This window comes from Streptomyces sp. NBC_00989, assembly GCF_045162655.1.
Lineage (GTDB): Bacteria > Actinomycetota > Actinomycetes > Streptomycetales > Streptomycetaceae > Streptomyces.
Genome location: NZ_CP108728.1, coordinates 3,558,069 through 3,578,880, shown reverse-complemented (window position 1 = coordinate 3,578,880; position 20,812 = coordinate 3,558,069). Strand labels below are relative to the sequence as shown.

12 protein-coding genes and 1 tRNA gene are annotated in these 20,812 nt (G+C 69.5%); 10 read left to right on the top strand and 3 right to left on the bottom strand.

Annotation, left to right across the window (positions count from 1 at the left end; genetic code table 11):
• The first annotated feature begins 35 nt into the window (after window positions 1-35).
• Both OG714_RS15285 and OG714_RS15280 read left to right on the top strand, forming a co-directional pair.
• Window positions 36-698: a DegT/DnrJ/EryC1/StrS family aminotransferase gene (locus tag OG714_RS15285; protein WP_406131829.1), complete on the top strand. Its 663-nt coding sequence runs from the start codon at window positions 36-38 to the stop codon at window positions 696-698.
• A 95-nt stretch (window positions 699-793) separates the two neighbouring features.
• Window positions 794-866 (top strand) — tRNA-Thr (locus OG714_RS15280).
• 53 nt (window positions 867-919) lie between these two features.
• Here OG714_RS15280 and OG714_RS15275 read toward each other — a convergent pair.
• The gene (locus OG714_RS15275) at window positions 920-3,670 is read right to left on the bottom strand and encodes a SpoIIE family protein phosphatase (protein ID WP_406121399.1); all 2,751 of its coding nucleotides are present in this window, start codon (window positions 3,668-3,670) and stop codon (window positions 920-922) included.
• A gap of 379 nt (window positions 3,671-4,049) precedes the next feature.
• On the opposite strand from OG714_RS15275, the gene OG714_RS15270 reads away from it, so the two are divergent.
• The 8 genes from OG714_RS15270 to OG714_RS15235 all read left to right on the top strand — a co-directional run bounded on the left by OG714_RS15270 (window position 4,050) and on the right by OG714_RS15235 (window position 17,848).
• On the top strand, window positions 4,050-9,509 hold the full coding sequence (locus tag OG714_RS15270) for a HAMP domain-containing protein (protein ID WP_406121397.1): 5,460 nt from the start codon (window positions 4,050-4,052) through the stop codon (window positions 9,507-9,509).
• 286 nt (window positions 9,510-9,795) lie between these two features.
• Entirely contained in the window at window positions 9,796-10,473 is a 678-nt protein-coding gene (locus tag OG714_RS15265) for a response regulator (RefSeq protein ID WP_363101542.1), read from the top strand.
• Window positions 10,474-10,596: 123 nt separating this feature from the next.
• Window positions 10,597-13,317 carry a DNA translocase FtsK gene (locus OG714_RS15260; protein ID WP_406121395.1) on the top strand — a complete coding sequence of 907 codons (2,721 nt, stop codon included), beginning with the start codon at window positions 10,597-10,599 and terminating at the stop codon, window positions 13,315-13,317.
• A 252-nt stretch (window positions 13,318-13,569) separates the two neighbouring features.
• Window positions 13,570-14,430: a helix-turn-helix domain-containing protein gene (locus tag OG714_RS15255; protein WP_406121393.1), complete on the top strand. Its 861-nt coding sequence runs from the start codon at window positions 13,570-13,572 to the stop codon at window positions 14,428-14,430.
• A gap of 92 nt (window positions 14,431-14,522) precedes the next feature.
• Window positions 14,523-15,995: a 30S ribosomal protein S12 methylthiotransferase RimO gene (gene rimO, locus OG714_RS15250; protein WP_406121392.1), complete on the top strand. Its 1,473-nt coding sequence runs from the start codon at window positions 14,523-14,525 to the stop codon at window positions 15,993-15,995.
• A complete protein-coding gene (gene pgsA, locus OG714_RS15245; RefSeq protein ID WP_406121390.1) occupies window positions 15,992-16,822 on the top strand; it encodes a CDP-diacylglycerol--glycerol-3-phosphate 3-phosphatidyltransferase in 831 nt (276 codons plus the stop codon). Before rimO ends, pgsA begins: the two co-directional genes overlap by 4 nt.
• Window positions 16,819-17,364 (top strand): CinA family protein, encoded by a 546-nt coding sequence (locus OG714_RS15240; RefSeq protein WP_406121388.1) that lies wholly within the window; start codon window positions 16,819-16,821, stop codon window positions 17,362-17,364. The genes pgsA and OG714_RS15240 overlap by 4 nt, the downstream gene beginning before the upstream one ends.
• A gap of 109 nt (window positions 17,365-17,473) precedes the next feature.
• Window positions 17,474-17,848, top strand: a complete 375-nt coding sequence (locus OG714_RS15235; RefSeq protein ID WP_019060943.1) for a helix-turn-helix domain-containing protein — start codon at window positions 17,474-17,476, stop codon at window positions 17,846-17,848.
• Between the two features lie 785 nt (window positions 17,849-18,633).
• Here the strand turns inward: OG714_RS15235 and OG714_RS15230 are convergent.
• Both OG714_RS15230 and OG714_RS15225 read right to left on the bottom strand, forming a co-directional pair.
• Window positions 18,634-19,398 (bottom strand): SDR family NAD(P)-dependent oxidoreductase, encoded by a 765-nt coding sequence (locus OG714_RS15230; protein WP_406121386.1) that lies wholly within the window; start codon window positions 19,396-19,398, stop codon window positions 18,634-18,636.
• A gap of 32 nt (window positions 19,399-19,430) precedes the next feature.
• Entirely contained in the window at window positions 19,431-20,396 is a 966-nt protein-coding gene (locus OG714_RS15225; RefSeq protein ID WP_406121385.1) for a DNA-formamidopyrimidine glycosylase family protein, read from the bottom strand.
• Window positions 20,397-20,812: the final 416 nt, after the last annotated feature.

The window sequence follows — 20,812 nt, the reverse complement described above, 5'->3', positions numbered from 1 at the left end:
TGCGCAATCACCATCCGAGCATGGGTACTGCTGCAATGCTCAGGGCCGCGGGCGTCGGACTCGGTGACGAGGTCGTCGTGTCGGCGTTCGGGAACGTGGAAGTCGCCGAGGCCGTCACTCTGGCGGGTGGGCTGCCGGTGTTCGCCGACATAGATCCGGTGACCTACTGTCTCGACGCGTCTGCTGTCGAAGCGGTCGTAACTCCGCGTACCGCGGCGATAGTTGTCGTACATCGATTCGGTCGGTCTGCTGATGTCGGGCGGTTGCTCGGGGTCGGGCAGCGGCATGGGCTGCTGGTGTTGCAGCAGGGGGAGTCCGAGGCGCCGTACGACGAAGTCGCTCAGCGGCGGGAGCGGGCTGCCTATCTTGATGCGAAGTTGCGCGGGGTGCGGACGCCCGATGGTGGGGACGGGCACACCTACCAGCAGTACGTCGTGCGGGTGCCGGGGAACGGGCGGCCAGATCGTGACGCCTTCGCTCGGGCCGTGCGTGGTAGGGGAGTTGAGTGCCGGGTGCCGGTGAAGACGCCTGTGCACCGGTTGCCTGAGTACCGGCGGTGTGTGGCTCTGCCGGAGACCGAGCGGGCCGCGGACGAGACGCTCGCGCTGCCGGTGGACGCCTCGTTGACGAAGCGGGAGATGCAGCGGATCGTTTCTGCGTGCAACGCGCTCGGGGGACTGCTGCAGCCCGCTTTCTGATCGAGTCGGGGTCGGGCAGCGGTGGTTGGGCGCACGGGCCTGTTCGGGGTATGATTCTTTTCGTCGCCGCGAGGGAAACCTCGGGAAAGCGACAGGCCCTCTTAGCTCAGTCGGTAGAGCGTCTCCATGGTAAGGAGAAGGTCAACGGTTCGATTCCGTTAGAGGGCTCCGGACATCAGAAGGCCCCGCCCAATTGGGCGGGGCCTTCTGCGTGTTCGGGGTCAGTCCTTCTGGAGGCCCGGGACGCGCATCGCCAGGATGGCCATGTCGTCGGACGGGGCGTCTGATGCGAAGCGTTCGACCGCGCGCATGACGCGGGCCGCGACCGCGCCGGCCGTGAGGCCCGTGCAGGTCGTGAGGACGTCGGTGAGGCCGTCGTCGCCGAGCATGCGGGTGCCCTCGCGGCGTTCCGTGACGCCGTCCGTGACGCACAGGAGGACGTCGCCGGGGTCGAGGGTGACCGTCTGCTCGTAGAGCTCTAGGTCGTCCATGACGCCGAGGAGGGGCTGGGGTTCGGCGGCCGGTTCGACCGTGCCGTCCTGGCGGAGGCGGAGCGGGAGCGGGTGGCCGGCGCAGACCACTTTCAGTTTGGCGCTGCCGTCCTCCTGGGGCCACAACTCGCCGTAGAGGAGGGTCAGGAAGCGGCTGCGGGCGCCCTCGTCGAGGATCGCGGAGTTGAGGCGCTCCAGGACCGCGGGGCCGCCGAAGCCCTCTCTGGCGAGCAGGCGGAGGGCGTGGCGGGCCAGGCCGGTGACCGCGGCCGCTTCGGGTCCGGTGCCGCAGACGTCGCCGATGGCGAAGCCGTAGACACCGTCGCGGATGGGGAAGAGGTCGTAGAAGTCGCCGCCCACTTCGTTGCCCTCGCCGGCCGCGCGGTAGATGACCTCGACCTCGACGCCCTCGATGTGCGGGAGGTCGGGGGGCAGGAGGCTGCGCTGGAGGGACTGGCTGATGGCCGTGCGCTCCGAGTACAGGCGGGCGTTGTCGAGGGCGAGGGCGGCCCGGCGGCTCAAGTCCTCGGCCAGTTCCAGGATTTCCTGGCGGAAGTGTTCGTCGGTGGGCTTGCCGAGGGTCAGCATGCCGATGACGCGGTTGCGGGCGACCAAGGGGAGGACGACTGTCTCGCCGCCGACTGCCGAGGCCGTAGCGAGAGTTGGGCCGATGCCCGAGCTGACGCGGCGGGTCGGTTCGCCGAGGCCGAGGCTGCGCATGGAGGTGCGCAGGGCGGCCTGGTGGGCCGCCTCGGCGGGGGCGGCCCAGACGCGGGCGCCGGGGGTGGGGACCGGGTCCGGAGGGGCGATCTTCGAGAGCAACGACTTGATGCCGTCGATGAGTTCCTCGTCCTCGTGCAGGACGTAACTGAGGTACGGGTCCGAGGACTGGTCGGCGATCGTGTAGACCGCGCACCAGGTCGCGAGGGTCGGGACGGTCATCTGGGCCATCAGGGCCAGGGTTTGATCACGGTCGAGGGTGCCCGCGAGGAGGTCGGAGGCCTCGACCAGGAAGCTGAGCGAGCCGCGGCGCAGGCGTTCCAGTTCGCCCAGGCGGGCCGATTCGACCGCCAACGCGATGCGGTCGGCGGCGAATTGGAGGCGCAGGGCTTCTTCGTTCGAGTATTTGTTGGGGCCTTCGGCTGCCACTCCGAGGGAGCCGGTGAGGCGGCCCTCGACCTTCAGGGGGACCGTGACGACCGAGCGCATTCCGGTGCCGCTGAGGAGCGGCACGGCGCCCGGGACAGCTTGGAGGTCCTCGTGGACGGCCGGCATGCGCGCGGAGCCGTAGCGGCCGGGGCCGGCCTCGACGGGCACGCGCGCGAAGCGCTGGCGGGCGGAGGGCAGGCCCGTGGAGGCGCGGACCTCCAACTCCGTTTCGTCGTCGGTCGCGAGGAGCAGGAAGGCGGAGTCGCCGTCGAGCATGTCGCGGGCGCGCTCGACCGTGCGCTGGAGGAGACCGTCGAGGTCGTCCGGCGCGGGGGAGCCGATGAACACCTCGAAGGGGTCGGTGTTCTGGCCGTCCGGGGTGGACGCCGCGTCGGGGGCGGGGCCGCGCAACGGGGTCTGCAGAACCGCGCGTTCGTGGTCCCTCACCAGGAGGCACACGGTTGACGGCTCGCCGTCCGTGTCGCGGACGCGGAGGTGGGAGGCGTAGACCGGGGTCACGCGGCCGTCGGCGCCGCGGACGCCGTAGGTGCCCTCCCAGCGGGAGAGGCGGAGGGCCTCGGCGATGCCGGTGCTGGTGCCCGGGGTGTGCGGCCAGGCGGCGAGGTCGGTGAGGGGCTTGCCGGTGACCTGCTCGGCGGCGTAGCCGAAGAGTTCCTCGGCGTCCTCGTTCCAGGACGCGATGGAGCCCGTACGGTCGATCTGGACGACCGCGACGCGGACCCTGCCGTCGGCGAGGGGGAGCAGGGCGGCCGGCAGGGACGGGCCGGCCGCGCGGGTGCCCACCGGGCGTGCGGGGAGGTCGAGTTGGAACCAGACCAGCTTCTTCGTGGGGGTGTAGTCGACACCCCAGCGGCTGGCCAGGGCCGCGCACAGCTGGAGGCCGCGGCCGCCCTCGCGGTCGGGGCTGCTCATGCTGATCGCGGCCCCCTGGAGGGGGATCTCGCGCTCCGGGTAGTGGTCGGCGACCTCGATCCTCGCGCCGTCGTCACTCCGTAGACAGAGCACATCCGCGGCCGTGCCCGCGTGGACGACGGCGTTGGTCACCAGCTCGCTGGTGAGGACCACGGCGTCGTCGACGATGTCGGCGAAGCCCCAGCCCTGGAGGGTGTCGCGGACGAAGGACCGCGCGGTGGCGACCGATCGTCCGACGGGGTCGAAGCTGGCGGCCGCGCGCGCGGTGATCACAGAACTCCTCGGCCTGTTGTCGGCGGGCAGGTCACCATGGCCGATCGGCGCCTGCCGGGGCACCGGCTGGTTTCCGGTCGGCGGGGGATCCTGGGGCGTTCCCCCAGGATGCAGTCCGGTGGTCATGGTGCGGTGCCCCTCCGATGCCTGCCCGCTCGTGCTCGTGCCACCGCCCAGGCCGGACGGAACCGGCGCGGCTGGACAGCCGCATGCAAGGTTACTTACCTTCACCGTCCATGCGGATGCCGGTCCGCAGTGTTTCCGTCCTCAGGGTGTGCGGACCGTGTGCGAAGCTGCCGAACTGTTATGGCCTGGTTCAGGCAGGGTGAAACACTGGGCAGGATTCTGGTGAAGGTCCGGGCAGGCTGGGTGTCTTCTGGGTACGGAGGGCGCCGGGCCCTGTTGAAGCCCGGTAAACCGGGCAGAGATACGCGGCGGTAGCTGATACGCCGAGCAGTAGCAGCCGAGCACAGCAGTAACGGTCGACCCCTGCGGGAGGGACACAGTGGAGTCTGGCGCAGCGACGCGGGCCACCAAGACGCGCGCGAAAGGCGGACAGTCCCCGAAGAACCAGCGCAAACCGCGCAATGGGACCACGGAGGTGGACGCCGCCTCCTTGGACCGGCTGCTGACGGCCCTGGTCTCCATGCGGGACGGGAACTTCCGCAAGCGGCTCACGGTGTCCGGCGACGGCGTGATGTCGGAGATCGCCGCCGTGTTCAACGAGGTGGCCGACCGCAATCTGCATCTCACGGGAGAGCTGTCCCGGGTGCGGCGGATGGTGGGCCGTGAGGGAAAGCTCACGGAGAGGCTGGAGACGGGCGCCTGCGAGGGTTCCTGGGCCTCGGCCATCGATGCCTCCAACGCGCTCGTGGACGACCTCGTACGGCCCGTCTCCGAGGTCGGACGGGTGCTGTCCGCGGTGGCCGAGGGTGATCTGTCGCCGCGCATGGAGCTGCGGACGCAGGCGCCGGACGGGACCGGGCATCCGTTGCGCGGGGAGTTCCTGAAGGTCGGGCGGACCGTCAACAACCTGGTCGACCAGCTGTCGACGTTCACCGACGAGGTCACGCGTGTGGCCAGCGAGGTGGGCACCGAGGGCAAGCTGGGCGGGCAGGCACGCGTGCGTGGCATGTCCGGCTCGTGGAAGGACCTCACGGAGTCGGTCAATACGATGGCGTACCGGCTGACGGCCCAGGTGCGGGACATCGCGCTGGTGACCACGGCGGTCGCCAAGGGTGACCTGTCGCGGAAGGTCACGGTCCATGTCGCCGGCGAGATGCTGGAGCTCAAGAACACCGTCAACACGATGGTGGACCAGCTGTCGTCGTTCTCCTCCGAGGTGACGCGGGTCGCCCGTGAGGTGGGCACCGAGGGCGAGCTGGGCGGCCAGGCACAGGTGCCGGGCGTGGCCGGGGTCTGGAAGGACCTCACCGACTCGGTGAACATCATGGCCGGCAACCTGACGGCCCAGGTGCGCGGGATCGCCCAGGTGACGACGGCTGTGGCCAACGGTGACCTGTCGCAGAAGGTGACCGTCTCCGCGCGGGGCGAGGTCGCCCAGCTCGCCGAGACGATCAACCAGATGACCGAGACGCTGCGTACGTTCGCGGACGAGGTCACGCGCGTGGCCAACGAGGTCGGGGCCGAGGGGCAGCTCGGCGGGCAGGCGAACGTGCCGGGTGCGGCGGGGACGTGGAAGGACCTCACCGACTCGGTGAACACGGTCTTCCGGAACCTGACGATCCAGGTGCGGGACATCGCCGCCGTGACGACCGCTGTGGCGAGCGGTGACCTGTCCCAGAAGGTCACCGTGAACGTGGCCGGCGAGATGCTGGAACTGAAGAACACCGTCAACGGGATGGTCGACCAGCTGTCCTCGTTCGGTGCCGAGGTCACGCGCGTGGCGCGCGAGATCGGTGTCGAGGGTGAACTGGGCGGCCAGGCACAGGTGCCGGGCGCGGCCGGAACGTGGAAGGACCTGACGGACTCCGTCAACACGGCGTTCCGCAACCTCACCGGACAGGTGAGGAACATCGCGCAGGTGACGACGGCCGTGGCCAACGGCGATCTGTCGCAGAAGGTCACCGTCGACGTGTCCGGCGAGATGCTTCAGTTGAAGAACACCGTCAACACGATGGTCGATCAACTGTCGTCGTTCGCCGACCAGGTGACCCGGATGGCCCGTGACGTGGGCACCGAGGGTCGGCTGGGCGGTCAGGCGCGCGTGGACGGCGTCTCGGGCACCTGGAAGGAACTCACCGACTCCGTCAACTCGATGGCCGGGAACCTGACCTCCCAGGTGCGCAACATCGCCCAGGTGACCACGGCGGTGGCCCAGGGCGACCTGTCCCAGAAGATCGACGTGGACGCGCGCGGGGAGATCCTGGAGCTGAAGAACACCATCAACACGATGGTCGACCAGCTCTCCGCCTTCGCGGACCAGGTGACCCGGGTGGCCCGCGAGGTGGGCACGGAGGGCCGCCTGGGCGGGCAGGCGCAGGTGCCCGGCGTCGCCGGTGTGTGGCGCGACCTGACCGACTCGGTGAACGGCATGGCCGGCAACCTCACCGCCCAGGTCCGTAACATCGCGCAGGTCGCGACCGCGGTGGCCCGGGGTGACCTGTCCCAGAAGATCACCGTGGACGCGCGCGGGGAGATCCTGGAGCTGAAGAACACCCTGAACACGATGGTCGACCAGCTGTCCTCGTTCGCCGAGGAGGTCACGCGTGTGGCCCGCGAGGTTGGCACCGAGGGGCAGTTGGGCGGTCAGGCCGAGGTGCAGGGTGTCTCCGGCACCTGGAAGGACCTCACCCAGTCGGTGAACTTCATGGCGAACAACCTGACCATCCAGGTGCGCCAGATCGCCGAGGTCACGACCGCAGTGGCCAAGGGCGACCTCTCCAAGAAGATCACCGTCGATGCCAAGGGCGAGATCCTCGAACTCGTCACGACGGTCAACACGATGGTCGACCAGCTGTCGTCGTTCGCCGAGCAGGTGACCCGGGTGGCCCGCGAGGTGGGCACCGAGGGCATCCTGGGCGGGCAGGCGCACGTACCGGGTGTCACGGGCATCTGGAAGGACCTCAGCGGCAACGTCAACCTGATGGCCAACAACCTGACCATGCAGGTGCGGAACATCTCCCAGGTCGCGGCGGCCGTCGCCAACGGCGACCTGACGCGGACGGTGACGATCGAGGCGCGCGGCGAGGTCGCGCAGCTCGCGGACACCTTCAACACCATGGTGAAGACGCTGAGTTCGTTCGCCGACCAGGTCACCAAGGTGGCCCGCGAGGTGGGCACGGACGGCATCCTCGGCGGTCAGGCGCGCGTGCCCGGTGTGGCCGGCACGTGGAAGGACCTCACCGAGTCCGTGAACGGGATGGCGTCCAACCTGACCGGTCAGGTGCGCAACATCGCGATGGTCACCACGGCCATCGCCAAGGGTGACCTGACCAAGAAGATCGACATCGACGCCCGCGGCGAGATCCTCGAACTGAAGACGACGATCAACACGATGGTCGACCAGCTGTCCAGTTTCGCCGAGGAGGTCACCCGGGTCGCCCGCGAGGTGGGCACGGAGGGCCAGCTCGGCGGCCAGGCACGCGTGCGTGACGTCGACGGCACCTGGCGCGACCTCACCGAGTCGGTGAACGAGATGGCCGGGAACCTGACCCGCCAGGTGCGTGCCATCGCGCGCGTGGCGACCGCGGTGACCCGGGGCGACCTGAACCTGAAGATCGACGTCGACGCGGCCGGCGAGATCCAGGAACTGCAGGACTACATCAACAAGATGATCGCCAACCTGCGTGACACCACGATCGCCAACAAGGAGCAGGACTGGCTCAAGGGCAACCTCGCCCGCATCTCCGCGCTCATGCAGGGCCGCCGCGACCTGGACGACGTCGCCTCGCTGATCATGAGCGAGCTGACGCCGGTGGTCTCCGCGCAGCACGGCGCGTTCTTCCTCGCACTGCCGCTTGCGGACGTCGAGGGCGAGGAGGCGTACGAACTGCGCATGCTCGGGTCGTACGGCTACTCCATGGGGTCCATGCCGACCTCGTTCAGGCCCGGTGAGGCGCTGATCGGGACGGCCGCCCAGGAGCGGCGCACGATCCTCGTGGAGAACGCGCCCAGCGGCTACCTGAAGATCTCCTCGGGGCTCGGGGAGGCGCCGCCCGCGCAGGTGATCGTGCTGCCGGTGCTGTTCGAGGGGAAGGTGCTCGGCATCATCGAGCTGGCCTCCTTCACGCCCTTCACGCACATCCAGAAGGACTTCCTCAACCAGATCGCCGAGATGATCGCGACCAGCGTCAACACCATCTCCGTCAACACCAAGACGGAGGTGCTGCTGAAGCAGTCGCAGGAGCTGACCGAGCAACTCCGGGAGCGGTCGGCCGAGTTGGAGAACCGACAGAAGGCACTCCAGTCGTCCAACGCCGAACTGGAGGAGAAGGCCGAGCTGTTGGCCCAGCAGAACCGCGACATCGAGGTCAAGAACACCGAGATCGAGGAGGCGCGGCAGGTCCTGGAGGAGCGCGCCGAGCAGCTCGCGGTGTCGATGCGCTACAAGAGCGAGTTCCTCGCCAACATGTCGCACGAGCTGCGCACACCGCTCAACTCGCTGCTGATCCTGGCCAAGTTGCTCGCCGACAACGCGGAGGGGAACCTCTCCCCGAAGCAGGTCGAGTTCGCCGAGACGATCCACGGCGCGGGGTCCGACCTGCTCCAGCTGATCAACGACATCCTGGACCTGTCGAAGGTCGAGGCGGGCAAGATGGACGTCTCCCCGACGCGGATCGCGCTCGTCCAACTCGTCGACTACGTAGAGGCCACTTTCCGCCCGCTGACCGCGGAGAAGGGCCTCGACCTCTCCGTACGGGTGTCGCCGGAACTGCCCGCCACACTGCACACCGACGAGCAGCGGCTGCTCCAGGTGCTGCGCAACCTGCTGTCCAACGCTGTGAAGTTCACCGACTCCGGGGCGGTCGAGCTGGTCATCCGGCCGGCTGGCGCGGATGTGCCGGTGGCGATCCGGGAGCAGCTCCTGGAGGCCGGTTCGCTGCGGGACGCGGACGCCGGTCTGATCGCGTTCTCGGTGACCGACACCGGGATCGGGATCGCGGGCAGCAAGATGCGGGTGATCTTCGAGGCGTTCAAGCAGGCGGACGGTACGACCAGTCGCAAGTACGGCGGTACGGGCCTCGGGTTGTCGATCTCCCGGGAGATCGCGCAGCTGCTCGGCGGTGAGATCCACGCGCAGAGCGAACCGGGGCGCGGTTCGACGTTCACGCTGTATTTGCCGCTGCACCCGAGCGAACTGCCCCCGCAGGGCTACCAGCAGCTGCCCGCGCTGGAGGCGGGCGACCTGGTGGTGTCCGCGGCGGAGCTCGCCGAGCTGACGGAGCGGAGCGAGGTGGGCATCGAGACGCCGGCCGAGGTGAAGTCGTACCACGAGACGCAGAACGGTGCCGCCGCGCTCTTCAGGCGTCGTCGCCGGGCCGTCGAGTCCGCCCAACTGGGGCCGACCGTACGGGACCAGTGGGCGGCCCCGGAGGTGGCGCCGCCGTCACGCAAGGGCATCCGGTTCGGCGGGGAGAAGGTGCTGATCGTCGACGACGACATCCGCAACGTCTTCGCGCTGACCAGCGTCCTGGAGCAGCACGGGCTGTCCGTGCTGTACGCGGAGAACGGCCGCGAGGGCATCGAGGTCCTGGAGCAGCACGACGATGTGACGGTCGTTCTGATGGACATCATGATGCCCGAGATGGACGGATACGCGACGACGTCGGCGATCCGCAGGATGCCGCAGTTCGCCGGGCTCCCGATCATCGCGCTGACCGCGAAGGCGATGAAGGGCGACCGGGAGAAGGCGATCGAGTCCGGTGCCTCGGACTACGTCACCAAGCCGGTCGATCCCGATCATCTGCTGTCGGTGATGGAGCAGTGGATGCGCGCGGAGTGAAGGAAACGAGCGGACTTGACGAAAAAGCCGTGGGAACGGTGCGGGGAACGTTCGATGGCCACACGGAGTTGCTGACTCAGGGTGGCCGGAGCCGTGTAGAAGTGCGGGATTCGGGGAACCTTCTGGTCTCCCGCCGCGTTTCTGCTACGTGCACAGTGACATCACGGTGACAGGGTGTGGCGACGGGCGGGGTGCGGCTACCATGACCGGCACAAGGACGGACGGCGCAAGAGAGTCGTCCCCTGGGGCGGCGCCCGGTGCACATCCGGGGCGAGGAGGGCGGGCCATGGTGCAGAAGGCCAAGATCCTCCTGGTCGATGACCGGCCGGAGAATCTGCTGGCGCTGGAGGCCATCCTCTCTGCGCTCGATCAGACACTGGTTCGGGCATCGTCCGGGGAGGAAGCGCTCAAAGCACTGCTGACGGACGACTTCGCGGTCATTCTGCTGGACGTCCAGATGCCGGGCATGGACGGTTTCGAAACCGCCGCGCACATCAAGCGACGGGAGCGGACCCGGGACATCCCGATCATCTTCCTCACCGCGATCAACCACGGCCCGCACCACACCTTCCGGGGTTACGCGGCGGGCGCGGTCGACTACATCTCCAAGCCGTTCGACCCATGGGTGCTGCGCGCGAAGGTCTCGGTCTTCGTCGAGCTCTACATGAAGAACTGCCAGCTTCGGGAGCAGGCGGCCCTGCTGCGGCTCCAGTTGGACGGCAAGCCCGCGGTCGGGGCGGCCAAGGAACCGGCCGGACTGCTCGCCGAGCTGTCGGCGCGGCTCGCGGCCGTCGAGGAGCAGGCGGAGGCGCTGTCCAAGCAGCTCGACGACGAGTCGGCGGACGCGGCGGCCGTAGCGACCGCTGCTCATCTCGAACGCAAACTCACCGGGCTGCGCAGGGCACTCGACGCCCTGGAGCCGGGTACGGGCAGTGGAGCACCTTCGGTCCCGTCGCAGAACTGACGTCCGCCACGGGCGCAGTTGTGCGTGAACGGACGTCAGTTCCCGGTCTCGTACGGGCGACACGAACGGGTGAAGCAGTGGGCACACGTGTCCGCCGCCGTCTCCACAGGTAACCTCACACCTATGGCCTCACGTCCCTCCGCAGCCAAGAAGCAGCCCGCCAAGAGGGCTGCTCCGGCGAAGGCTCCGGCGAAGAAGGCCGCTGCGAAAAGGGCCCCCGCGAAGAAGGCGGTCGCCAAGAAGACCGCACGCCCCGCGCCCAAGCCGGCGCCCAGCCCCACCGGGGGCATCGTCAAGCTCGTGCGCGCCGTCTGGCTCGGCACGGCGCACGCCGTCGGCGCGGTGTTCCGCGGCATAGGGCAGGGTGCGAAGAACCTGGACCCGGCCCACCGCAAGGACGGTGTCGCGCTGCTGCTGTTCGGCCTCGCGCTGATCGTCGCGGCCGGTACCTGGGCCGATCTGCGCGGCCCGGTCGGCGACCTCGTCGAGATCCTGGTGACCGGCGCGTTCGGCCGCCTCGACCTGCTCGTGCCGATACTGCTCGCGGTGATCGCCGTGCGCTTCATCCGGCACCCCGAGAAGCCCGAGGCCAACGGCCGCATCGTGATCGGCCTGTCCGCGCTCGTCATCGGCGTGCTCGGCCAGGTCCACATCGCCTGCGGCGCGCCCGCGCGCAGCGACGGAATGCAGGCCATAAGGGACGCCGGCGGGCTCATCGGCTGGGGTGTGGCGACCCCGCTGACGTACACCATGGGTGAGGTCCTCGCCGTACCCCTGCTCGTGCTGCTCACCGTCTTCGGGCTGCTGGTCGTCACCGCCACGCCCGTCAACGCCATCCCGCAGCGCCTGCGGCTGCTCGGGGTGAAGCTGGGCATCGTCCACGACTACGACGACGCGGACGAGTTCGGCGAGGACGACGAGCGCTACGACGAGCAGTGGCGCGAGGCGCTGCCCGCGCGCTCCCGCCCGCGCGGGAGCGCCCCCGAGGCCTACGACCCGGACAGCGCCGAGCAGGACGCCCTCTCCAAGCGCCGGAGCCGCCCCCGGCGCTCCGCCGTGCCCCAGCCCGACATGCGCCGCCCCATGGACGCCGTGGACGTCGCGGCGGCCGCCGCAGCGGCGCTCGACGGGGCCGTCCTGCACGGCATGCCGCCCTCGCCGATCGTCGCCGACCTCACGCAGGGCGTACGGGTCGGGGGAGACCGCGAGGACACCACCCCGACGCCCGTCCCGGCCCCCGCCGCGCGCCCCAGGCAGGAGAAGCTCAAGCCCGAGCCGGTCGAGCGCGTCGTAGCGGATCTGACCAAGGCGCCCCCGGAGGAGATGCGGGACCTGCCGCCGCGGGCCGAGCAGCTTCAGCTGGCCGGCGACATCACGTACTCGCTGCCGTCGCTCGACCTCCTGGAGCGCGGCGGCCCCGGCAAGACGCGCAGCGCCGCCAACGACATCGTCGTCGCCTCGCTCCAGAACGTCTTCATGGAGTTCAAGGTCGACGCCTCGGTCACCGGCTTCACGCGCGGGCCGACGGTCACGCGCTACGAGGTCGAGCTGGGCCCCGCCGTCAAGGTCGAGCGGATCACCGCCCTCACCAAGAACATCGCCTACGCCGTCGCCAGCCCCGATGTGCGGATCATCAGCCCGATCCCCGGCAAGTCCGCGGTCGGCATCGAGATCCCGAACACCGACCGCGAGATGGTCAACCTCGGTGACGTACTGCGTCTCGCGGACGCGGCCGAGGACGACCACCCGATGCTGGTGGCGCTCGGCAAGGACGTCGAGGGCGGCTATGTGATGGCCAACCTGGCGAAGATGCCGCACGTACTGGTCGCCGGAGCCACCGGTTCCGGTAAATCGTCGTGCATCAACTGCCTGATCACCTCCGTCATGGTGCGCGCGACCCCCGAGGACGTGCGCATGGTCCTCGTCGACCCCAAGCGCGTCGAACTGACCGCCTACGAAGGCATCCCGCACCTGATCACGCCGATCATCACCAACCCGAAGAGGGCCGCCGAGGCGCTCCAGTGGGTCGTACGCGAGATGGACCTCAGGTATGACGACCTCGCGGCCTTCGGGTACCGGCACATCGACGACTTCAACCAGGCCATCCGCGACGGCAAGCTGAAGACGCCCGAGGGCAGCGAGCGGGAGCTGAAGACCTATCCGTATCTCCTGGTGATCGTCGACGAGCTCGCCGACCTGATGATGGTCGCGCCGCGGGACGTCGAGGACTCGATCGTGCGCATCACGCAGCTCGCGCGCGCGGCCGGCATCCACCTCGTCCTCGCGACGCAGCGGCCGTCCGTGGACGTCGTCACCGGTCTGATCAAGGCGAATGTGCCCTCCAGGCTCGCGTTCGCCACCTCCTCGCTCGCCGACTCCCGGGTCATCCTCGACCAGCCCGGCGCCGAGAAACTGATCGGCAAGGGCGACGGGCTGTTCCTGCCGATGGGGGCGAACAAGCCGACCCGTATGCAGGGCGCCTTCGTCACCGAGGGCGAGGTCGCGCTGATCGTCCAGCACTGCAAGGACCAGATGGCACCCGTCTTCCGGGACGACGTCACCGTGGGCAGCAAGCAGAAGAAGGAGATCGACGAGGAGATCGGCGACGACCTCGACCTGCTGTGCCAGGCGGCCGAGCTGGTCGTGTCCACGCAGTTCGGGTCCACCTCGATGCTCCAGCGCAAACTGCGCGTCGGCTTCGCCAAGGCCGGGCGGCTCATGGACCTCATGGAGTCCCGGGGCATCGTCGGACCCAGCGAGGGATCCAAGGCCCGTGACGTTCTTGTGAAGGCTGACGAGCTGGACGGCGTGCTCGCGGTGATCCGCGGGGAGTCTGAAGGGTAGGCGTCCGCCGAAAGGATGCGACCGTGATCCACCCGTTAGAGATCGTCGGGCAACCGTTTCCCTTTGCCGTACGTCAAGTTGAGCGAGAAGACAGATGGGGCTCCCACCATGGGGTCCGTGTCTGGCTCGCCATCGGGCTGTCCGGCCATACCGATGGCGTACAAAGTCCCACCGCCCGGTTGCCCCACCCTTCGGTACCCCCCCTAGACTGAATTTCCAGCACAGGCGGCTACACGCTCGAAAGGCGCCCCCGTGTCCATCGGCAACTCCCCTGAAGACGAGCGTCCGTTCGAAGACGGTCGTTCCTCAGACGGTCATGAGGAAGAAGCCCGCCCTTCCGTCGGCCGAGCCCTGCAGCAGGCACGTATCGCCGCCGGGCTGACCGTCGACGACGTCAGCAGTGCCACCCGGGTCCGCATCGCCATCGTGCACGCCATCGAGGCCGACGACTTCACGCCCTGCGGCGGGGACGTCTACGCCCGCGGGCACATCAGGACCCTCGCCAGGGCCGTCCACATCGATCCCGCACCGCTCCTCGCGCGCTACGACGACGATCACGGCGGACGCCCGGCCCCGACGCCGGCGGCGCCCCTCTTCGAGGCGGAACGTATCCGTCCCGAGCGGCGGGGACCCAACTGGACCGCGGCCATGGTCGCCGCGATCGTCGCCGTGGTCGGCTTCGTCGGGTTCACGGCCTTCAAGGGCGGCGACGGCGACACCGACGCCGCGTCGCAGGTCACCCAGGGAGCCACGCCCAGCACCAGCAAGTCCGCCGCGCCCAAGCCCTCGAACCCGGACTCGGCCACGCCCAAGTCCGACCCCTCCGACAGCGCCATCGCCGCCGCGCCGCAGGACAAGGTGACGGTCCAGGTGAGTGCGGTCGACGGCCGCAGCTGGATCTCCGCCAAGGACCACAACGGCCGGATGCTCTTCGACGGACTCCTCAAGAAGGGCGAGTCCAAGACCTTCCAGGACAGCTCGAAGGTCAACCTGATCCTCGGCGACGCCGGTGCGATCCAGCTCTACGTCAACGGCAAGAAGATCGAGGACGACTTCCAGCCCGGAGCGGTGGAGCGCCTCACGTACACGAAGGGCGACCCCGAGGTCGGCTGATCGGTCCGACGGGGTGGTTGTTCAAGGGGTTGGCCAAGATCGGCCAACCCCTTCGACGTGGGGTGTCAGTGGGACGAAGTAGTCTTGAGCCCATGCCTGAACGCCGTACCGTCGCACTCGTCACTCTTGGCTGCGCCCGTAACGAGGTGGACTCGGAGGAGCTCGCAGGCCGCTTGGAGGCGGACGGCTGGCAACTCGTGCAGGACGCCGAGGACGCGGACGTGGCCGTCGTCAACACCTGTGGCTTCGTCGAAGCCGCCAAGAAGGACTCCGTAGACGCCCTGCTCGAAGCCAACGACCTCAAGGGTCACGGCAGAACACAGGCCGTCGTGGCGGTGGGCTGCATGGCCGAGCGGTACGGCAAGGAGCTCGCCGAGGCGCTGCCCGAGGCCGACGGAGTGCTCGGCTTCGACGACTACGCCGACATCTCCGACCGCCTCCAGACCATCCTGAACGGCGGCATCCACGCCTCGCACACCCCGCGCGACCGCCGCAAGCTGCTGCCGATCAGCCCCGCCCAGCGGCAGGAATCCGCCGCCGACGTCGCGCTGCCCGGCCACGGCCCGGTCGACCTCCCGGACGGCCTCGCACCCGCCTCGGGCCCCCGCGCGCCCCTGCGCCGCCGCCTGGACGGCTCCCCGGTCGCCTCGGTGAAGCTCGCCTCCGGCTGTGACCGCCGCTGCACCTTCTGCGCCATCCCGTCCTTCCGCGGCTCCTTCATCTCCCGCCGCCCGAGCGACGTCTTGAACGAGACCCGCTGGCTGGCCGAGCAGGGCGTCAAGGAGATCATGCTGGTCTCCGAGAACAACACGTCCTACGGCAAGGACCTGGGCGACATCCGCCTCCTGGAGACGCTGCTGCCCGAACTGGCGGAGATCGACGGCCTGGAGCGGGTGCGGGTCAGCTACCTCCAGCCGGCCGAGATGCGCCCCGGGCTCATCGACGTGCTCACCTCGACACCCAAGGTCGCGCCCTACTTCGACCTGTCCTTCCAGCACTCAGCCCCCGACGTGCTGCGCTCCATGCGCCGCTTCGGCGACACCGACCGCTTCCTCGAACTGCTCGACACCATCCGCTCCAAGGCCCCGCAAGCTGGCGTGCGCTCGAACTTCATCGTGGGCTTCCCCGGCGAGACCGAGTCCGACCTCGCCGAGCTGGAGCGCTTCCTGAACGGCGCGCGCCTGGACGCCATCGGCGTCTTCGGCTACTCCGACGAGGAGGGCACGGAGGCGGCGACGTACGACAAGAAGCTCGACCAGGACGTCGTCGACGCGCGGCTCGCGCACATCTCGCGGCTCGCCGAGGAACTCGTCTCGCAGCGCGCCGAGGAGCGCGTCGGCGAGACCGTACAGGTGCTGGTCGAGTCGGTGGACTCCGAGGACGGCGCCTACGGCCGCGGCGAGCACCAGGCACCGGAGACGGACGGCCAGGTGCTGCTCACGAGCGGCGAGGGCCTGAGCGTCGGCCGTATGGTCGAGGCGAAGGTGGTCGGTACGGAAGGTGTCGACCTGGTGGCCGAGCCGCTCCTGGGCTCGCTCGCGTGTAGTGAGGAGGCGGGCAGATGACCGGAGTCCCGGCATCGGCGGCGGGCGGCACCTCCAGCGCGAACGGCGCGCCCGCGAGCGCGGGTTCCGGTGCGGCCTCCGGTGGCGCCTCTTCCGGCGCGATGTCGGGCCAGGTCTCCGGCGGTGTCCCCTCCGGGGGAGTCTCGGCCGGTGATGCCTCTTCCGGTGTTGTCGAGCCGGGCGTGCCCGGTGGTCCGCGTCCGGCGCGCGGTGCGAAGGTCGTCGCCGCGGCGGTCAACCAGGCGAGCGTCTGGAACATCGCCAACTTCCTGACCATGCTCCGGCTGCTGCTCGTCCCCGGCTTCGTCGCCCTGATGCTGGCCGACGGCGGGTACGACCCGGCGATGCGTTCGTTCGCCTGGGCGGCGTTCGCCATCGCCATGATCACCGACCTGTTCGACGGCCATCTGGCGCGGACGTACGACCTCGTCACCGACTTCGGGAAGATCGCCGACCCCATCGCCGACAAGGCGATCATGGGAGCGGCGCTGATCTGTCTGTCCTCGCTCGGCGATCTGCCGTGGTGGGTGACCGTCGTCATCCTCGGCCGGGAACTCGGGATCACGCTGCTGCGTTTTGTTGTCATCCGGTACGGCGTCATTCCCGCGTCGCGCGGCGGCAAGCTGAAGACGCTCATCCAGGGCGTGGCCGTAGGGATGTATGTGCTGGCGCTGACGGGCTGGCTGGCCACTCTGCGGTTCTGGGTGATGGCCGCGGCGGTCGTTCTGACCGTGCTGACCGGGCTCGACTATGTGAGACAGGCCATTGTGCTGCGCAGGCAGGGAATCGCCGAGCGCATGGCGGCGTCGGAGGAGACGGAAGCGTGAGTTCCACGGCCACTGAAGTGGTGCGACTACTGACGGTGAGCGGCGCGACGCTCGCTGTCGCCGAGTCGCTCACCGGTGGTCTGGTTGCGGCGGAGATCACATCGGTGCCCGGAGCCTCCAAGGCCTTCCGCGGTTCGGTCACCGCCTACGCCACCGAGCTGAAGCACCAGCTGCTCGGTGTCGACGCCACCCTGCTGACCGAGCGGGGAGCGGTGGACGCGCAGGTCGCGGCCCAGATGGCGGCCGGCGTACGGAAGGCCCTGGGCGCCGACTGGGGCATCGCGACCACCGGCGTGGCGGGCCCGGAGCCGCAGGACGGACAGCCCGTGGGCACCGTTTTCGTGGCCGTGGACGGGCCCTCCGGACCGGAATCGGATGCCGCCGGTGGCGGGAAAGTGGCCGCGCTGCGGTTGAACGGCGGCCGGGCGGAAATTCGTAGAGAGAGTGTACGGAGCGTACTCGCGCTGCTTCTGGAGCGGCTCGTGAGCGAACAGACCGGGAATGAGCGGACACAGGATACGGAACAGAACGGGGGGTTTTGATGTTTGCAGCCCTGAGTGAACACGACATCGCTCCCCGCACGGCCGCGGCGCAAGGCGGTACGGTGGGGCGAGAAGGATGCGGCTACGCGGTCCGAGGAGGGAGCCACCGATGATTCTGCTCCGTCGCCTGTTGGGTGACGTGCTGCGTCGGCAGCGCCAGCGCCAGGGCCGTACTCTGCGCGAAGTCTCCTCGTCCGCCCGAGTCTCACTCGGCTATCTCTCCGAGGTGGAGCGGGGGCAGAAAGAGGCTTCCTCTGAACTGCTGTCCGCCATCTGCGACGCGTTGGACGTACGGATGTCCGAGCTCATGCGGGAAGTGAGCGACGAGCTCGCTCTCGCCGAGCTGGCCCAGTCTGCTGCGGCCACCGGTTCTGTGCCCACGTCGGTACGTCCGATGCTGGGTTCCGTGTCGGTGACCGGTGTGCCACCGGAACGGGTGACCATCAAGGCCCCCGCCGAGGCGGTGGACGTGGTCGCCGCGTGACGCTCACGCTGACGTGATGCTCACGCTGACGTAGACCGATGAGGCGCTGACCGGCCTCAACGATGTGTGCGGGCCCCGGCCGGGGCTTCTCCAGGGAGATCTGGGGAGGTGCGGTCGGGGTTTTTCGCATTGTCGTCCCTGTGTGCTGCCGTCCTTTCTGGTGGGGGCGGTGACGGGGGCCTGGCGGGTGCCTGTACGGCTGGCGCGGTCCGTTTGCCGGTGTGGCCCGGTGCGGTCATGGTTGAGGCGAGTGGTGCGTCGGTGTGCCGTCGATGCGCCCTTCTTGCGGGTGACCGTGACGTTCTAGCGTCGGGCTGGAGGTGGGGCCATGGCGGGGCGAATAGCACGCTGGGGGCTCGCGCTCGGACTCGGCGCGGTGTGGTGGTGGGCCGTACTGCGGCTCGCGCTGACGCCGCACGCGGGGGCGCTGGAGGGGGCCGTAGCGGCCGGGGGGTGGGGGTTGAGCCTGCTTCCCGTGCACTGCATGCCCAAGGCGCGGGCGGCTGGGGCTGTGGCTACGGGGCGGTGGCGGGCAGCCTGGCGGGCGTCGGGCGCCCCGGTCGACGGAGTAGCGCCGGACTTCGGCTTGACGGTCGCTGGGGTGCCGACTGAGCCTGGCGTGACGGACGGTGGAGTGTGGCTGGCGGACGGACCACTGCCGGGCACCGGTCCGTCGCCGAGCCTCTGGCCGTCTTCGGCCACCGGGCCGTCGTCGGGCGTCTCGGAGTCGGGCGTGGAGTCGGAGTCAGGCGTCGGCTCTGCGTCAGGCGTCGAGTCTGCGTCGGCTACCAAGGCATCGCCACGCCGCCGTTCGGGCGGAGGATCTGACCTGTCGTGAACGACGACGCGTCCGACGCCAGGTGCAGCACGGCGTGGGCGATGTCCTCCGGCTCACCTACCCGGCCCAGCGGTGACAGCCGGACCATCAGCGCCTCGGTACGGGCCTGGTCCTCGGCCTCGTGGTGGTCGGTCATGGGCGTGCGGACCCAGCCAGGCGCGACCGCGTTGACGCGGATGCCGTGCCGGCCCAGCTCCGTCGCCAGCGTCTTCGTCAGCTGGACGACGGCTGCCTTCGCGGCGCTGTAGCAGAGCAGCCCGGCTCCTCCGGTGTCGATCGCGCCCGACGCCATGGTGATGATGCTGCCCCTGGTGCCGCGGTCGAGCATCAGCCGGGCCGCCTCCTGGCAGGCGTACAGGACGCCCTTGAAGTTGACGTTCAGCACGCGGTCGAGGTCCTCGTCCCGGGTCTCCAGCACGGTGCTGTTGTGCATGATCCCGGCGACCGCGGCCATCACGTGCAGGTCGTCGAAGGACTCGACGGCCTGCCTGACCCGCGCGCGGTCGGTGACGTCGAGGTGGTGGGTGTGGGCGGTGCCGCCCTGGTCCTTGATCAGGGTCGCCGTCTCGTGCAGGCCCTGCGCGTCGCGGTCGGCGCAGTGCACGGTAGCGCCCGCCTCGGCGAGCAGTACGGCGGATGCGCGGCCAATGCCGCTGGCGGCGCCGGTGACGAAAGCGGTGCGTCCGGTGAGGTCGTACGCCTTGACGGGCATGAAACGACGGTACGAGGGTTTCTGACGGGTCGTCAATTAGTCGTACGGTGCTGAGTTCCCGGGGGTGGGGTGGTGCCCGGGGCGGGGCCTATCTGGCAGGACGGGCACCAGTAGGTGGGGCGGTCTCGGGAGCCGTCGCCCTGGTTGGCCGTGCGGATGGGGGTGTTGCAGCGGAGGCAGGGGCGGGGGGCGCGGCCGTAGACGAAGAGGTCGGGGGTGCGGGGGGTGTGGGGGGTTGTGGGGCGGAGGGGTGTGGTGCGGGTGTGTGGGGCGGGGTGGGCTGAGGTGTCGGGGGTTGCGGTGCCGGGGGCTGTGGTGCGGTTTGGGTTCGGGGGGCGGTTTGTGAGGGTGCTTGTGGTGTTGCGGAGGGGGCGGTCGCGGTTGGCTTCCAGGAGCAACTTGGCGATGGCGGGGAGCTTCGCGGTGCGGTCGGCGGGGAGTGCGCCGATGGGGAGCCAGGGGGTGGCACCCAGGAGGAAGCAGAGCTCGCTTTTGTAGATGTTGCCGATGCCGGCCAGGTTGCGCTGGTCGAGCAGGGCCTCGCCGAGGGGGCGGGTGGGATCCGCGAGGAGGTTGGCGAGGGCCAGTTCCGGGTTCCAGTCGGGGCCCAGGAGGTCGGGGCCGAGGTGGCCCACGGCGCGGTGTTCTTCGGTCGTGCGGAGGAGTTCCAGGACGGGGAGGCGGTAACCGACGGCCGTGCGGTCGGCGGTGCCGAGGATCACGCGGATCTGGTGGGCGGGGCCGCCGCCGCTCCAGCGTTGGCCGTTGGCGTAGATCCTCCAGGTGCCGTCCATTCGTAGGTGCGAGTGGAGGGTGAGGCCGCCCTCGATACGGGTCAGCAGGTGTTTGCCCCGGGGGGTGACGTCCAGGACGGTGCGGCCGGTGAGGTCTGCCGTGGCGTACTTCGGTACGCGGAGGTCGCTGCGGGTCAGCACCTTGCCCGCGAGGGCTGTGTGGAGGCGCTTCGCGGTCTGCCAGACGGTGTCGCCTTCAGGCATGAGTCAAGGGTGGCATGGGGTGGGAGGGGGAGGGGTGCGGGGTGTGGTGTGTGGAGGGGGTTGGAGTGAGGGGTGGCATGCGGTGAGGGAGCATGAGGCGAGGAGGGCGGCGGAGCCGCTGCTCACGGCCTCGGCTTCGCCATCGGCCTCGATGTTTTCCCCACCCGCACCGCCCGTGATGCTTTTGTCGTCGGGTGTGGGTGGCCCCTGTGGGGCGGAATCGCCGTCGGCGGCTGCGGCCAGGGGGTGGCGGGCACGGCTGCGGCGGTGGGTTCCGCTCGGGGCGAGCGGTGGGGTGGCGCAGGGGCGGTTCGGGGTGAGTGGTTGTGCGGGGTGAGGGGTGGCTCGGAGTGAGGGGCCGTTCGGGGTGAGGGGCGGTTCGGAGTGAGGGGGCGTTCGGGGTGAGGGGTGGTCGG